This window comes from Bradyrhizobium ottawaense, from assembly GCF_002278135.3.
GTDB lineage: Bacteria > Pseudomonadota > Alphaproteobacteria > Rhizobiales > Xanthobacteraceae > Bradyrhizobium > Bradyrhizobium ottawaense.
The window spans coordinates 2,661,516-2,675,742 of record NZ_CP029425.2; the positions used below are offsets into that span (position 1 = coordinate 2,661,516).

Genomic DNA, 14,227 nt, shown 5'->3' on the forward strand with positions numbered 1-14,227 from the left:
CCGGCCGCCCGCACGAAATTCAACGCGTAGAAACAATGCGGAAATCTCAAAGCCACACCGCGGCCACAGGGCTCCCGTCTTCAGGGCATGTGAAGTGCTGCTGAGGTGTGGAATGCCGTTTTTGCGGACCTGGCTGATCGCCGTGGCGATGAGTGCTGTATCGATTGCGAGTTCGCTTCCGCTTGCACTGCTGCCGCAGCCGGCGGCCGCGCAGGCGGCGGAGACGATCGTCGTCGAAGGCAATCGCCGGGTGGAGGCCGAGACGGTCCGCTCCTACTTCAGGCCGGGCCCCGGCGGGCGTCTCGATCAATCCGCCATCGACGACGGGCTCAAGGCGCTCATCACGACGGGCCTGTTTCAGGATGTGAAGATCAGCCAGGCGGGCGGCCGCATCGTGGTGTCGGTGGTGGAGAATGCCGTGATCGGCCGCATCGCCTTCGAGGGCAACAAGAAGATCAAGGACGAGCAGCTCTCGGCGGAAATCCAGTCCAAGCCGCGCGGGACGTTCTCGCGCGCGCTGGTGCAATCCGACACCCTGCGCATTGCCGAAATCTACCGGCGCTCCGGCCGCTACGACGTCCGCGTTACCCCTGAAATCATCGAGCTGCCGAACAACCGTGTCGATCTCGTCTTCACGGTCGAGGAGGGCGCCAAGACCTCGGTGAAGTCGGTCGAGTTCGTCGGCAACAGCGCCTTCTCGGCCTCCCGCCTGCGCGACGTCATCAAGACGCGCGAGAGCAATTTGCTCAGCTTCCTCGGCAGCAACGACATCTACGACCCCGATCGCGTCGAGGCCGACCGCGACCTGATTCGCCGCTTCTACCTCAAGAACGGATTCGCCGACGTCCAGGTCGTGGCCGCGCTCACCGAATACGATCCGGATAAGAAGGGCTTTCTGGTCACCTTCAAGATCGAGGAAGGTGCCCAATATCGCATCGGCTCCGTCGATTTCCGCTCCGGCATTCCCAATTTCGACGCGGGCTCGCTCCGCAGCTATTCGCGCGTCAGTGCCGGCTCGCTCTACAACGTCGAATTGGTCGAGAAGTCGACCGAAGAGATGCAGATCGAGGCCTCGCGCCGCGGCTATGCCTTTGCCGTGGTCCGGCCCGGCGGCGACCGCAATTTCGAGGCGCACACCGTCTCCGTCGTGTTCAACGTCGACGAAGGCCCGCGGAGCTATATCGAGCGCATCAACCTGCGCGGCAACACCCGCACGCGCGATTACGTGATCCGCCGCGAATTCGATCTCTCCGAGGGCGATGCCTACAACCGCGCGCTGGTCGACCGCGCCGAGCGGCGGCTGAAGAACCTCGACTACTTCAAGAGCGTCAAGATCGTCACCGAGCCCGGCTCCTCCAGCGACCGCGTGGTCCTGATCGTCGACATGGAGGAGAAATCGACCGGCGACTTCTCGATCTCGGGCGGCTACTCCACCACCGACGGAGCACTCGCCGAAGTCTCGATCTCCGAGCGCAACCTGCTCGGCCGCGGTCTCTACGGCAAGGCCTCGGTCAGCTATGGCCAGTATTCACGCGGCATATCGCTGTCCTTCGTCGAGCCCTATCTGCTCGACTACCGGATGGCGCTGGGGTTCGACACATATTGGAAGCAGCAGAAGTCGAACAGCTATACGAGCTACGGCGTGACCACGCTCGGCTTCTCTCCGCGCATTGGCCTTGCATTGCGCGAGGACCTTTCGCTCCAGCTCCGCTATTCGCTCTATCAGCAGAGCATCACGCTCGCCAGCGCCTACAACAATTGCAACAACAACGCGTCCAACGCCTCGCTGGCCTACAACCCGACGCCGTCCTACATCCAGAACGTCCTGGGCGGCGTCGACCCGACCAACTCCACGAGCTCGGGGGTCTATGGCTACGGCTGCTACGGCGACGGCGAGTCGAGCCTGCCGGTCCGGAAAGAACTGGCGAACGGCGCGACCTGGACCTCCGCGCTCGGCTACACGTTGAGCTACAACACACTCGACAACACCAAGAACCCGACGGACGGATTGCTGGTCGACTTCCGGCAGGATTTCGCCGGGGTCGGCGGCGACGTCACCTATTTGAAGACCGCGCTGGACGCCAAATACTACACGCCGCTCGTCTCCGAGATCGTCAGCGTGATCCATCTCCAGGGCGGCCTCCTCGGCAAGCTCGGCGATCAGGACCTGCGCATGCTGGATCACTTCCAGATGGGCCCGAGCCTGGTGCGCGGCTTCGCTTCGAACGGTATCGGTCCACGCGACATCACCTATTGGAGCCTCGGCGCCAGTGGCGATGCGCTCGGTGGCACGAAATATTGGGGCGCGTCCGCGGAATTGCAGATGCCGTTCTGGTTCCTGCCGAAGGAGGTCGGCCTGAAGGGCGCGGTCTATGCCGACGCCGGATCGCTCTGGGGCTATCAGGGGCCGACCTCGTGGTCGGCCACGGGCGAAGTCAACACCAAGGCGTGCCCGACCTGCGGATTGCAATATGACGACGGCAACACGGTGCGGTCGTCGGTCGGCGTCGGCCTGATCTGGGCCTCCCCGTTCGGGCCGCTGCGCTTCGACTACGCCGTGCCGATCACGAAGGGCAAATATGACGTCGTCCAGGAGTTCAGGTTCGGAGGAGGGACGTCGTTCTAGAGCATGATCCGGAAAAGTGTGGCGCGGTTTTCCGAAAGATCATGCCCAAAAAAGGGCGTCAGCCCGCAAGAATCCGCCGGCAGGCTTCGACGTACACCTCCGCGCCGGTGACGATATCGGCGTCGGCGGTGTCTTCAGTCCAGTGATGGCTGATGCCGCCGATCGAAGGCACGAACAGCATGGCGGCGGGCATGACGGTTGCCAGCATCTGCGCGTCGTGGCCGGCGCCGCTGGGCATGCGAATGGATCGTCCACCGGCCAGCGCCTTGCTCGCGGCGTCGATTGCGTCCTGAAAGCTGGGATTCATCATGGCAGGCGCACCGGTGCGAATCTTCTCGACGGTCACGGTGCAGGGACCGTTCGCGCTGGCCTCGTCCGCCATTGTTCGCAGCAACTGCTCCAGCCGGGCAATGACGGCCGGATCGTCATCGCGAATCTGGAACAGCATCTCCGCTCCACCCGGAATGATGCTCGGCGCGCCGGGATCGAGCGTGATGCGCCCGGTGGTCCAGACCGTGCGCGGACCGCAGGTGTCAGGAAAACGCTGGTCGATCGCGACGCAGAATTTGGCCAGCGCCAGCCCGGCATCCTTGCGCACGGCCATGCGCGTGGTCCCGGCGTGATTCTGTTCACCGGTGAAATTGATACGGTATTGCCAGATGCCGACGATGGAGGTGACGACGCCGATCGCGAGCTTGCCGCTTTCGAGCGTGTCGCCCTGTTCGATATGGGCCTCGAGATATCCGACGTGGCGGCCCGGCTCGACGCCGAGGCGCTCGCGACCGGAGAGCCCGATCTCGGCGAGGGCATCGCGCATGGTGCGGCCGCTGGTGCGGTCGCGCGCGGCGTCGATCTCGGCTTCAGTCACCTGGCCGACATAGGAACGCGAGCCGAGGAAGCTGCCGAAATGCCCTTCCTCGTCGCACCAGGCGACGACTTCGACGGCGCCTTTGACGGTCGGATCGGCATTGAGCACGCGCGCCGCCTCGAGCGCATAGACGACGCCGAGCGGGCCATCGAGCCAGCCGGCGTAGTTCTGGCTCTCCAGATGCGAGCCAGCCAGCAGTTTCGGCCCGGACTTGGCGCTGGTGCCGAACACATTGCCGATGCCGTCGATCGCAGCGGTAAGACCGGCGCCGGGCAGCTTCTGAACCAGCCAATCCAGCGACTCCTTATGCGGCTCGGAGAAGGTCGGCTTGTGCACGCCGGTCTTGTAGGTGCCGATGGCACGGAGTGCGTTGAGGTCGGCGAGGACGCGCTGGCCATCGGCGCGCGGCTTGGTGTCAGGCATGCTCAGTAACCTTCAGCGCCTCGGTGCGGATCTCCTCGACCAGCCGTTCCTTGAGCTGGACGAATTCCGGCGTGGTCTTGATCTTGTAGGAGCGCGGATGGGGCAGGTCCACTGTGATCTCGACCTTGATACGGCCGGGGCGCGCGCTCATGACGATGACGCGGCTGCCGAGGAAGATGGCTTCCTCGATGTCGTGGGTCACGAACAACACGGTCTTCTGGTCGCGCTCCCAGATCCCGAGCAGCATCTCCTGCATCAATGCGCGGGTCTGGTTGTCCAGCGCGCCGAAGGGCTCGTCGAGCAGCAGGATCTTGGGATCGTTGGCAAGCGCGCGGGCAATCGCCGTGCGCTGCTGCATGCCGCCGGAGAGTTGCTTGGGCCAGTGATTCTCGAAGCCGGACAATCCGACCTGGCGGATGAAGGCGTCGGCGATCCTGTAGCGTTCGTCCTGCGACACGCCGCGCTCGCGCAGGCCGAAGGCGATGTTCTCGCGCACGGTGAGCCAGGGAAACAGCGTGTAGGATTGGAACACCATGCCCCGATCCGCGCCGGGGCCGGTGACCTCGCGCCCGTCGAGCGTGACGCGGCCGCTGGTCGGACGGTCGAGGCCCGCGACGATGCGCAGCAGCGTGGACTTGCCGCAGCCGGAAGGGCCGAGGATGGTGACGAAATCGTTGTTGCCGATGACGAGATCGGTCGGCTCCAGCGCCCTGGTCGGCGCGTTGCCGTGGCGCGCGGGGAAGGTGCGCGAGACCTGTTCGACCTTGAGGATCGTCATGCGAGCCTCCACGGAAACAGCCAGGCGTTGAACGCCTTGAACATGAAGTCCGAGAGCAGGCCGATCAGCCCGATCACGATGATGCCGAAGATGATCTGTCCGGTGTTGAGCAGCGCCTGGCTGTCGGTGATCATGTGACCGATGCCCGAAGACGAGCCGATCAGCTCGGCGACGATGACATAGGTCCAGGCCCAGCCGAGCACCAGCCGCAGGATCTCTGCGATCTCGGGTGCGGAGGAGGGCAGCAGCACGCGGCGGATGATGCCGCGGTCGCGGGCTCCCAACGTATAGGCCGCCTCGACCAGATCGCGCCGCGTTGCGCCGACGGTCACGGCGACCATCAGGATGACCTGGAATACCGAGCCGATGAAGATGACGAGGAGCTTCTGCAGTTCGCCGATGCCGGCCCACAGGATCAGAAGCGGAATAAACGCGGAGGCGGGCAGATAGCGCGCGAAGGAGACGAACGGTTCGAGGAAGGCTTCGACCGGCTTGTAGGCGCCCATGAGAACGCCGAGCGGCACTGCGATGATCGCTGCGAGCGCAAAGCCGCCGACGACGCGCCAGATCGTCATGCCGATGTCGAACACAAACCCCTGCTTGGCCAAGAGGTCATAGCCTTCCTGCACCATGGTCAGCGGGTTGGCGAGAAAGGTCTTCGACACATAGCCGCCGAAGGTCGCCCACGACCAGAGGGCGACGAACACCACGAAGAACGCAAGGCCGTAGGCCATGCGCTGCTTCGATGTAACAGGGTCCAGGGGACGCATCAAACTGTCTATCCGGGCGATGAAGAGAAATGCCGGCCCCGCCGCAAGACGGGACCGGCAGCGCTAGAAGAAGTTACTTGATGAAGCTGGCGTCGAAGAGATCCTCGACCTTTGGTGCGGCCTTGATGATGCCGATCTCGAGCAGCAGCTCGGCAGCCTCCTTGTTGAAGGTCAGGAAGTCGCCGGCGAAGAACTTCTGGTTCGCGGCCTTGTCCTGCCAGCGCAGATATTTCGCCGAGTTGCCGAATTGCTCGCCGCTCTGCTTCACGTCCGCGCCCATGATCTCGTAGGCCTTGGCCTGGTCCTTGGCGATCATGTCGAGCGCCTCGAAATAGCTGTCGGCGAGCGCCTTGGCGGCCTTGGGATTCTCGGTCAGGAATTTCGGCGTGCAGCCGAAGGTGTCCATGACCATCGGATAGTCCAGCGTGGTGGCGATGATCTTGCCCTTGTCGGGCGCGGCGCGCACGGTCGAGAGGTAAGGCTCATAGGTCATCGCAGCATCGTTCTGGCCGGAGACGAAAGCCTGCGCGGCGGCGGCCGGCTCGAGGTTGACGACGGTGACGTCCTTCACGGTGAGGCCGTTCTTCTTGAGCATCCAGGCCAGCGCGAAATAAGGCGAGGTGCCGGGCGCCGAGGCGGCGACGGTCTTGCCCTTCAGGTCCTTGATCGCGGCGACGTCGTTGCGCACGGCCATGCCGTCGGCGCCAAAGCTCTTGTCGAGCTGGAAGATCTGCTTGGTCGCAACGCCGTTGGCGTTCCAGGAGATCCAGGTCTCGACCGTGGTCGCCGCACACTGGATGTCGCCGGACGCGATCGCGAGGTGGCGGTCCTTCTGCGGAATCTTCTTGATGGTGACGTCGAGACCATTCTTCTTGAAGATGCCAGCCTCCTTCGCCAGCGTCAGCGGCGCGAAGCCGGTCCACCCGGAGATGCCGATTCCGACCTTGACGTCGTCGGCGAGCACGGGAGTGGAGGCCGAAAGAGCAATGATTGTCGCAAATATCGTCGAACTACGCATGATTGTCGTCCTCTTGCCGATCGATGGATTGACGTCCTGTTGATCATTGTCGGTCCAGATGGACCGTTGCCCGAAGCGTTGCACGATTTGTGCCGACATATCCTCTCAGCCTCCCTTGAATCGCGCGACAAGGCGGTGAGAGTCACCGGGATAGAGCAGGCGCACGGCAGTGATGGTGCGAGCGCTGCGCCAAGTGTAGCGGTCGATCACGAGGCAGGGCGCGCCGACGGCGATCGCGAGCGCATCCGCCGTGCGATCGTCGGCGACGATGGCGCTGATGGTGTGCTCGGCCTCCGTCCACGGGACATGGTGAAGCAGCCACGACCCCGGCGGTTCGCGTGCGAAATCCGCGGTTGCGGCCTCCGGCACCGAGGACAGATCAATCAGCCTGTCCTCGACCGCAAAAGGCACTTTGTCGGCGCTGTGCCGGCAGGTAATCGCGACCACCTTGCCGGCCTTTTTCACGCCGAGACGGTCACGGTCGGCGGCAGTCGCAGCCCGCAGCTTGCGACCGATCAACTCGTAGCCGTAGCCGCGCCCCAGTGCGGTGATCTCGGCGCGGATGTCGGCGATCTTGAGCACCGCCGACTGATGCTGCGGCCGGCGCACGAAAGAGCCGGCCCGCCGCCGCCGCTCGATCAAATCGGCCTGCGCGAGCTCCGACAGCGCCTTGTTGACGGTCATGCGCGAGCAGCCGTAACGGGCCACCAGTTCATGCTCGAACGGAATGCGATGCCCCGGCGGCCATTCGCCGGTCAGGATGCGCGTCTCGATGTCGGCGCGGATGCGCTTATAGAGCGTCGGCTTGTCGGCGGCATCGGTCGCAAGGCTCATGCGAGGAGCCTCCGCACCGTCGCGTTGAAGCGTTCGCGCGCCCCCTGACGCAATTTGTGCCGGCCGCCTTCGACGACCTTGTGGCCGCCGGCCCAGACGCAATCGATCGCGCCACTGCTCGCGGCAAAGATCCAGCCGTCGATGGCTGCGTCGCCGGCGCGCCCCGATAGCGAAGGATGCGCCGTGTCGAGCGTGACGATGTCGGCCCGCGCGCCCGCGGCGAGGCCGACTGTCGGCTGTGCCAGCGCTTGCGCGCCGCCCGCAAGAGCATGGTCGAATAATGTGCGACCGGTGGAACGGCCCGCGCCGCTGGAGAGCACGTTGCGCTCGCGATGCTTCAGCCGCTGGCCATATTCGAGCTGGCGCAATTCGTCGGCGACCCCGACCAGGACGTTGGAATCAGTGCCCACGCCGAACGCACCGCCGGCGCCGAGAAATTCGCGCGCCGGGAAGGTGCCATCGCCGAGACTCGCTTCGGTGACAGGGCAGAGGCCCGCCACCGCCCCGGTCTTCGCGAACGCGGCGACTTCCTCGTCCGTCGTGTGAGTCGCGTGGATAAGGCACCAGCGCCGGTCGAGGGGCGCGTGCTCCAGCAGCCATTGCACCGGGCGCCGTCCCGACCAGGCGAGGCAGTCCTCGACTTCCTTCACCTGCTCGGCGGCGTGGATATGCACCGGCCCGCCGTCGGCAAGCGGAATGATCGCCGCAAGCTCGTGTGGCGTCACCGCGCGCAGGCTGTGCGGCGCGATGCCGATATTGGCGTCGGGCAATGCGCTGATCGCCTTGCGCGACGCAGCCATCAATGCCGCGAACTGATCGACCGAGCAGATGAAGCGGCGTTGGCCGTCATGAGGCGCTGCGCCGCCGAAGGAGCCGTGCGCATAGAAACTCGGCAGCAGCGTCAGGGCAATGCCGGAGGCTTCGGCTGCCTGCGCGATGCGCGCGGCCGTCTCGGCGGGATCGGCATAGTGCGAGCCGTCGCGATCGTGGTGCAGATAATGGAATTCGCCGACGCGGGTAAATCCCTGTTCGAGCATCTCGACATAGAGGAGAGTCGCAACGGCGGCGACGTCATCGGGCGTCATTGCGAGGGCGAAGCGATACATCGTCTTGCGCCAGGTCCAGAACGTGTCGGTGGAATTGCCGCGCAGCTCAGCAAGGCCCGCCATGCCGCGCTGGAACGCGTGGCTGTGCAGGCTCGCAAGTCCCGGAAGCGCGATGGCGTGGCGCTCGTCGCCGGCGGCCGGCTGCACACCCGCGGACACCGCCGCGATCGCGCCGGCGGTGATCACCACCTGCACGTCATTGGCCCAGCCCGAGGGCAGGAGCGCGGAGGCGAAATGCAGTCGGGTCATGATTACACGCCGGCTGGACAGAACGGTCCCACGATTATATGTCTAGACATATAAGTCAAGCATCCCACGCGAAGGGACCGTTGCATGGCAGAGCGCTTCGACCGGATCTGGCACAATGCCCGGCTTGCCACGATGCGGGCCGACCGGCCCGATCTCGGCGAGATCCGGCGGGGCCTGATCGCCGCGCGCGGCGGACGTATCGTCTATGCCGGTGCGCAGGCCGATTTTCCGGCGGATGCCGATGCGGCGGAACGGACCGATTGCGAGGGACGCTGGATCACGCCCGGCCTCGTCGACTGCCACACCCATCTCGTCTATGGCGGCAACCGCGCGCACGAGTTCGAGCTGCGCCTGAAGGGCGCGAGCTACGAGGAGATCGCGCGCGCCGGCGGCGGCATCGTCTCCACGGTGGCGGCGACCCGCAAGGCGAGCGAGGCCGATCTCGTCGCGAGTGCGTTGCCGCGGCTCGATGCGCTGATCGGCGAGGGCGCAACCACGGTCGAGGTCAAGTCGGGCTACGGCCTCGACACCGAGACCGAGATGCGACAGCTCGCGGCCGCGCGCAGCATCAGTCGCCAGCGGCCGGTTGCGATCCGCACCTCCTTCCTCGGGGCGCATGCCCTGCCGGTGGAGGCGGAGGGTGACAAGGATCGCTATATCGATCTCGTCTGCAAGGAGATGCTGCCGGCCGTTGCGAAGGCCGGTCTTGCCGACGCCGTCGATGCCTTCATGGAGGGCATCGCGTTCTCGGCGGAGCAGACTGCGCGGGTGTTCGAGACGGCGAGGGAGCTGGGGCTGCCGGTCAAGCTTCATGCCGACCAGCTGTCGAACCTCGGCGGTGCTGCGCTCGCTGCAAGATTCTCGGCGCTGTCGGCCGATCATCTCGAGCATACCGACGAAGCCGGCGCCGCCGCGATGGCGAAGGCCGGCACGGTGGCGGTGCTGCTGCCCGGCGCATTCTACTTCATCCGCGAGACGCAGAAGCCGCCGGTCGAGGCGTTCCGCAGCCACGGCGTTTCCATGGCGCTCGCGACCGATTGCAATCCCGGCAGCTCACCGCTGACCTCGCTCCTGCTCACGATGAACATGGGCGCGACCCTGTTCCGGATGACGGTCGCCGAATGCCTCGCCGGAATCACCCGTGAGGGCGCGCGGGCGCTGGGCGTGCTCGATGAAACCGGCACGCTGGAAGCCGGGAAATGGTGCGACCTCGCGATCTGGGACATCGAGCGTCCCGCCGAGCTTGTTTATCGCATCGGCTTCAATCCGCTGCATCGCCGGGTGTGGAGGGGCCAGTGACGGAGCAGGGCACCGCGATCGTCGTCAAGCCGGGAGCGGTCAGCCTCGACGATCTCGCGCGCGTGCTGGAAGGCGCTTCCGTCGTGCTCGATCCGTCGTTCTGGCCACGCGTCGAGGCGGCAGCCGAAATCGTTGCAAGGGCCGCGCAAGCCGACGCTCCCGTCTATGGCATCAACACCGGCTTCGGGAAGCTCGCCTCGAAGCGCATTCCGCCCGATCAGACCGCGCTGCTCCAGCGCAATCTGATCGTGTCGCATTGCTGCGGCGTCGGCCCGGCCACGCCCGAGCCGATCGTGCGGCTGATGATGGCGTTGAAGATCGTCTCGCTCGGGCGCGGCGCTTCCGGCGTGCGCCGCGCGGTAATCGAGCAGTTGCAGGCCATGCTGGCGCGGGGCGTCACGCCGCTGGTGCCGCAGCAGGGCTCGGTCGGCGCCTCCGGCGATCTTGCGCCGCTCGCGCACATGACGGCGGTGATGATCGGTGAGGGGCAGGCGATCGTCGACGGGAAAACCGTGTCCGGCGGTGAAGCGCTCGCCGCGGCCGGCCTCGCGCCGCTGACGCTCGGCCCCAAGGAGGGGCTCGCGCTGATCAACGGCACGCAATTCTCGACCGCCTACGCGATTGCCGGCGTGCTGCGCGCCTTCGGTCTGGCTCGCGCTGCGCTCGTCACCGGCGCATTGTCGGTCGATGCGGCGATGGCCTCGACGGCGCCGTTCCGTCCCGAAATCCAGGCGCTGCGCGGTCATGCCGGGCAGATCGCCGCGGCCGCAACGTTGATGGCGCTGCTGGATGGCAGCGACATTCGTCTGTCGCATCTCGAAGGCGACGAGCGCGTGCAGGACCCCTATTGCCTGCGCTGCCAGCCGCAGGTTGCAGGCGCCGCACTCGACCTGATCACGCAGGCCGCGCGCACATTGATTGTCGAAGCCAACGCCGTCACCGACAATCCGCTGGTGCTGGTCGAAACCGGCGAGATCGTTTCCGGCGGCAATTTTCACGCCGAGCCTGTGGCCTTTGCCGCCGACGCGCTCGCGCTGGCGCTGTCGGAAATCGGCGCGATCAGCGAGCGGCGCATTGCGACGCTGGTCGATCCCGCCCTGAATTTCGGCCTGCCGCCGTTCCTGACGCCAGATCCCGGCATCAATTCCGGCTTCATGATCGCCGAGGTGACGGCCGCCGCGCTCTATGCCGAGAACAAGCAGCGCGCGGCAGCCTGCTCGATCGATTCGACGCCGACCAGCGCCAACCAGGAAGATCACGTCTCGATGGCCGCACACGCCGCGCGGCGGCTGTGCGACATGGCCGACAATCTCGCCGCCATCCTCGGCATCGAGCTCCTGGTTGCCGCCCAAGGCATCACGCTGCGCGCGCCGCATGCGACCAGCGCGCCGCTCGTTGCCGTCATCGCCGCATTGCGCGAGCAGGTGCCGGCGCTCGGTGCGGACCGCTACATGGCCGGCGATCTCGCCAAGGCCGCTGCGCTGGTCGAGGCCGATGCGCTGCCGAGCGTGGCGCTCACCATGCTTCCAACTGACCCATTTCCGCGACTTGCCTAAAGAGGTGCCCGCATGAACCGCCGACTGGACAATGACCGCACCATCCGTGCGCCCCGCGGCAGCGACATCAGCGCCAAGAGCTGGCTGACGGAAGCGCCGCTGCGCATGCTCATGAACAATCTCGATCCTGATGTCGCGGAGCGCCCGAGCGAGCTCGTGGTCTATGGCGGCATCGGCCGCGCCGCGCGCGACTGGGAGAGCTTTGACCGGATCGTTGCGGCCTTGCGCAAGCTCGAAGCCGACCAGACGCTGCTGGTCCAGTCCGGCAAGCCGGTCGGCGTGTTCCGCACCCATGCCGATGCGCCGCGCGTGCTGATTGCGAACTCCAACATCGTGCCGCATTGGGCAACGCTCGACCATTTCAACGAGCTCGATCGCCAGGGCCTGATGATGTACGGCCAGATGACCGCGGGGTCCTGGATCTATATCGGCAGCCAGGGCATCGTGCAGGGCACCTACGAGACCTTCGTCGAGGTCGGCCGGCGCCATTATGGCGGCAGCCTTGCCGGCAAATGGATTCTCACCGCTGGCCTCGGTGGCATGGGCGGTGCGCAGCCGCTGGCCGCGACCATGGCCGGCGCTTCGATGCTCGCGGTGGAATGCCAGCCGAGCCGCATCGAGATGCGGCTGCGCACCGGCTATCTCGATCGCCAGGCCGCAACGCTCGACGAGGCGCTGGCGATCATGGCAGAGGCCGCCAAGACGAAGAAGGCGATCTCGGTCGGCCTGCTCGGCAATGCCGCGGAGATCTTCCCGGAGCTGGTGCGCCGCGGCGTCAAGCCCGACATCGTCACCGACCAGACCAGCGCGCATGATCCGATCAACGGGTATTTGCCGAAGGGCTGGACGCTCGCCGAGTGGGAAGCCAAGCGCGGCTCCGATCCGAAGGGGGTCGAGCGTGCATCGAAGACGTCGATGGTCGAGCATGTCCAGGCGATGCTGGATTTCCATGCGCAGGGCATTCCGACGCTCGATTACGGCAACAACATCCGCCAGATGGCGCAGGACATGGGCCTGAAGAACGCCTTCGATTTCCCCGGCTTCGTTCCCGCCTATATCCGTCCCTTGTTCTGCCGCGGTGTCGGGCCGTTCCGCTGGGCCGCGCTCTCGGGCGATCCCGAGGACATCTTCAAGACCGACGCCAAGGTGAAGGAGCTGATGCCCGACGACAAGCATCTGCACAATTGGCTCGACATGGCCAAGGAGCGCATCAAGTTCCAGGGTCTGCCGGCTCGGATCTGCTGGGTTGGCCTCGGTGACCGCCATCGCCTCGGCCTTGCGTTCAACGAGATGGTGGCACGCGGCGAGCTCAAGGCGCCGATCGTGATCGGCCGCGATCATCTCGACAGCGGCTCGGTGGCAAGCCCCAACCGCGAGACCGAAGCGATGAAGGACGGCTCGGACGCGGTGTCCGACTGGCCTCTGCTGAACGCGCTGCTCAATTGCGCCAGTGGCGCGACCTGGGTGTCGCTGCATCATGGCGGCGGCGTCGGCATCGGCTATTCCCAGCATGCCGGCATGGTGATCGTGGCCGACGGCACGCCGGAAGCGGCCAAGCGGATCGAGCGCGTGCTCTGGAACGATCCCGCCACCGGCGTCATGCGCCATGCCGACGCGGGTTACGAGACCGCGATCGACTGCGCCCGTGACAAGGGGCTCGATCTGCCGAGCCTTGCGAAGTAGCTAGCCGCGGGCTCGATCAACCTCTCCCGCTTGCGGGGGAGGTCGGCGCGGAGCGCCGGGTGGGGGCTCTCTCCAATCAGGGAGTCTCTCTGCGGAGGCACCCCCACCCCAGCCCTCCCCCGCAAGCGGGAGAGGGAGCGCACCTGCTTCGGGGCAGCGTCGCCGATTCAGCCGCTGACCAAGAGCCTCGGCATCGTCGTCTTCGCGCCGTCCATGAAGGTCTGGACGGCGTCACGGACGATGGCGTCGAGATCGGGCGGGATCGGCGTCTCGTAGATGAATTTTCGGATGGCGAGATAGAAGATGCGGCCGTGCAGGCCCCAGAACAGCTCGGTCTCGCGCTCACCCAATGAGTGAGCTTTCGAGTCGGGCAGTTTGAGCTCGTGGCGCAGTTCGGCCGCCGCCGGTTCGATGATCTCGCGGCGGACGATGTCGAGATAGCGGCTGGTGATGCCGAATGACTTCATGCCGGAGAACACGAAGATCCGTACCCAATTGTATTCGAACACGCGTTCGACATAGTCGAGATAAAAGCGCGTGAGCCTTGCTTCGAGTGACAACGAACGGTCGCGGATCATCGGTCCCCAATCAGGCGACCAGCGGCTGAGATAGACCTCCTGGTAGACCCGCTCGATCAGCGCTTCCTTGCTCGGGAAGTGGCGGTAGATCGCCGAATGCGTGATGCCCATGCGCTTGGCGAGCTCGCGGGTCTGACCCTCGAAGCCGCGCTCGGCGAAGAAGCGGATGGCCTCGTCCACGATCGCGCGCTCGCGGTCGGCCGCGCGCATGTTGCGACGCTTTGGCGCGGACTTGCTGCCTGTCTCGGTCCGCTTGCGGACCGGTCGCCTCAAAGTTTTCTGCGCTTTTCGGGCCATCTCGTCGCTGAATCAACGTAACCCTGTCTTCATAACCCAACGTGCTTTTGTGACCAAATGGTCATTTCCTGTTGACCGATCTCGGGAGCCGTGTCAGGATTTTGAGACCAGATGGTTACAAATCTGGCATCCCGGCTGATGA

Annotated in this window: 11 protein-coding genes; 4 read left to right on the top strand and 7 right to left on the bottom strand. The window is 65.5% G+C overall.

From position 1 onward, the window contains the following. Positions 1-112: 112 nt before the first annotated feature. Entirely contained in the window at positions 113-2,626 is a 2,514-nt protein-coding gene (bamA, locus tag CIT37_RS12560) for an outer membrane protein assembly factor BamA (RefSeq protein WP_028142741.1), read from the top strand. Between the two features lie 58 nt (positions 2,627-2,684). Here the strand turns inward: bamA and CIT37_RS12565 are convergent, their stop codons facing one another. The 6 genes from CIT37_RS12565 to CIT37_RS12590 form a co-directional block, all read right to left on the bottom strand. Further along, entirely contained in the window at positions 2,685-3,917 is a 1,233-nt protein-coding gene (locus CIT37_RS12565; RefSeq protein ID WP_028142740.1) for a Zn-dependent hydrolase, read from the bottom strand. Then, a complete protein-coding gene (locus tag CIT37_RS12570) occupies positions 3,910-4,695 on the bottom strand; it encodes an ABC transporter ATP-binding protein (RefSeq protein ID WP_161966381.1) in 786 nt (261 codons plus the stop codon). Before CIT37_RS12570 ends, CIT37_RS12565 begins: the two co-directional genes overlap by 8 nt. Further along, positions 4,692-5,465 carry an ABC transporter permease gene (locus tag CIT37_RS12575; RefSeq protein ID WP_095427009.1) on the bottom strand — a complete coding sequence of 258 codons (774 nt, stop codon included), beginning with the start codon at positions 5,463-5,465 and terminating at the stop codon, positions 4,692-4,694. Before CIT37_RS12575 ends, CIT37_RS12570 begins: the two co-directional genes overlap by 4 nt. 73 nt (positions 5,466-5,538) lie before the next feature. After that, entirely contained in the window at positions 5,539-6,483 is a 945-nt protein-coding gene (locus CIT37_RS12580; protein ID WP_095427040.1) for an ABC transporter substrate-binding protein, read from the bottom strand. Positions 6,484-6,588: 105 nt separating this feature from the next. Then, complete coding sequence (gene hutC / locus CIT37_RS12585; RefSeq protein ID WP_028142736.1) at positions 6,589-7,317, bottom strand: histidine utilization transcriptional repressor HutC; 729 nt, start codon at positions 7,315-7,317, stop codon at positions 6,589-6,591. Continuing rightward, complete coding sequence (locus CIT37_RS12590; protein ID WP_095427010.1) at positions 7,314-8,672, bottom strand: formimidoylglutamate deiminase; 1,359 nt, start codon at positions 8,670-8,672, stop codon at positions 7,314-7,316. Before CIT37_RS12590 ends, hutC begins: the two co-directional genes overlap by 4 nt. An 84-nt stretch (positions 8,673-8,756) precedes the next feature. Between CIT37_RS12590 and hutI the strand changes: the two genes are divergently transcribed. Genes hutI through hutU form a run of 3 tightly spaced genes read left to right on the top strand, consistent with a single transcriptional unit; the run spans position 8,757 to position 13,210 of the window. Then, positions 8,757-9,971, top strand: coding sequence for an imidazolonepropionase (hutI, locus tag CIT37_RS12595; RefSeq protein WP_095427011.1), 1,215 nt, complete (start codon positions 8,757-8,759; stop codon positions 9,969-9,971). Further along, positions 9,968-11,527 carry a histidine ammonia-lyase gene (gene hutH, locus CIT37_RS12600; protein WP_095427012.1) on the top strand — a complete coding sequence of 520 codons (1,560 nt, stop codon included), beginning with the start codon at positions 9,968-9,970 and terminating at the stop codon, positions 11,525-11,527. The genes hutI and hutH overlap by 4 nt, the downstream gene beginning before the upstream one ends. A gap of 12 nt (positions 11,528-11,539) precedes the next feature. Then, entirely contained in the window at positions 11,540-13,210 is a 1,671-nt protein-coding gene (gene hutU, locus CIT37_RS12605; RefSeq protein ID WP_028142732.1) for a urocanate hydratase, read from the top strand. Positions 13,211-13,377: 167 nt separating this feature from the next. Here hutU and CIT37_RS12610 read toward each other — a convergent pair whose 3' ends face one another. Continuing rightward, entirely contained in the window at positions 13,378-13,998 is a 621-nt protein-coding gene (locus CIT37_RS12610) for a TetR/AcrR family transcriptional regulator (protein ID WP_161966382.1), read from the bottom strand. Positions 13,999-14,227 lie beyond the last annotated feature (229 nt).

Excerpts from the sequence above, each read along its gene's own strand:
- hutI (WP_095427011.1), top strand. The coding sequence starts at position 8,757 with ATGGCAGAGCGCTTCGACCGGATCTGGCACAATGCCCGGCTTGCCACG.
- CIT37_RS12570 (WP_161966381.1), bottom strand. The coding sequence starts at position 4,695 with ATGACGATCCTCAAGGTCGAACAGGTCTCGCGCACCTTCCCCGCGCGC.
- hutC (WP_028142736.1), bottom strand. The coding sequence starts at position 7,317 with ATGAGCCTTGCGACCGATGCCGCCGACAAGCCGACGCTCTATAAGCGC.
- CIT37_RS12565 (WP_028142740.1), bottom strand. The coding sequence starts at position 3,917 with ATGCCTGACACCAAGCCGCGCGCCGATGGCCAGCGCGTCCTCGCCGAC.
- hutU (WP_028142732.1), top strand. The coding sequence starts at position 11,540 with ATGAACCGCCGACTGGACAATGACCGCACCATCCGTGCGCCCCGCGGC.
- CIT37_RS12610 (WP_161966382.1), bottom strand. The coding sequence starts at position 13,998 with ATGCGCGCGGCCGACCGCGAGCGCGCGATCGTGGACGAGGCCATCCGC.
- bamA (WP_028142741.1), top strand. The coding sequence starts at position 113 with ATGCCGTTTTTGCGGACCTGGCTGATCGCCGTGGCGATGAGTGCTGTA.
- CIT37_RS12575 (WP_095427009.1), bottom strand. The coding sequence starts at position 5,465 with ATGCGTCCCCTGGACCCTGTTACATCGAAGCAGCGCATGGCCTACGGC.
- CIT37_RS12580 (WP_095427040.1), bottom strand. The coding sequence starts at position 6,483 with ATGCGTAGTTCGACGATATTTGCGACAATCATTGCTCTTTCGGCCTCC.
- CIT37_RS12590 (WP_095427010.1), bottom strand. The coding sequence starts at position 8,672 with ATGACCCGACTGCATTTCGCCTCCGCGCTCCTGCCCTCGGGCTGGGCC.